Source organism: Sphingobium sp. 3R8 (assembly GCF_020166615.1).
Taxonomy (GTDB): domain Bacteria; phylum Pseudomonadota; class Alphaproteobacteria; order Sphingomonadales; family Sphingomonadaceae; genus Sphingobium; species Sphingobium bisphenolicum.
This window is the reverse complement of the sequence record NZ_JAIQXR010000073.1, coordinates 1-497: the sequence shown is the minus strand read 5'-3', so window position 1 is coordinate 497 and position 497 is coordinate 1. Positions and strand designations below refer to the sequence as shown.

Here is a 497-nt window from a genome sequence, read left to right as displayed (position 1 = left end):
TGGGTGGATTGCGGAACGGCGGCTTTGCAGCACAAGTTGTCCTAAACCTGACATCGACACGGAGCCATTGATGCCCTTTCCAGTTCCAGAGCAACGAATAGTCGAGGCTGAGCGCACGCTAGGTCGAATGCTGCTGCAAAGATTAAGGCATCGGTTAATGCGCGACAACGGTGGTGATGTCAGCGTTGGAGACGACGACTGGTCTCTGCATCCAATCTGGGATCCAATGGATCGTAAAACTATGGGCAGGACCGCAAGTCATATTTTGAAGGAGACGGCGGCAGCGCGCTCTTGGTCTTCATTTCCACCTGATGGAATATCGTTGGCATCAAATGGCAGTGGTGATCGCGTCATTATATGTGGACGCGGCGATCAACTCCTTTTGTGGGAGCATGAAACCGGAGAGTGCCGTCCGATAGCTTCCGATTGGCTGTGAAAAACTGAGCGGCGGCTTTCGGGGAAACTCGTATCGACCATCATGGGCAAAGATTGGTCGT

Annotated in this window: 1 protein-coding gene; it reads left to right on the top strand. The window is 52.9% G+C overall.

What is annotated here, in order from left to right; translation table 11 throughout:
• The first annotated feature begins 70 nt into the window (after window positions 1-70).
• Window positions 71-436 (top strand): SMI1/KNR4 family protein, encoded by a 366-nt coding sequence (locus K9B33_RS23315; protein ID WP_224551430.1) that lies wholly within the window; start codon window positions 71-73, stop codon window positions 434-436.
• Window positions 437-497 lie beyond the last annotated feature (61 nt).

Excerpts from the sequence above, each read along its gene's own strand:
- K9B33_RS23315 (WP_224551430.1), top strand. The coding sequence starts at position 71 with ATGCCCTTTCCAGTTCCAGAGCAACGAATAGTCGAGGCTGAGCGCACG.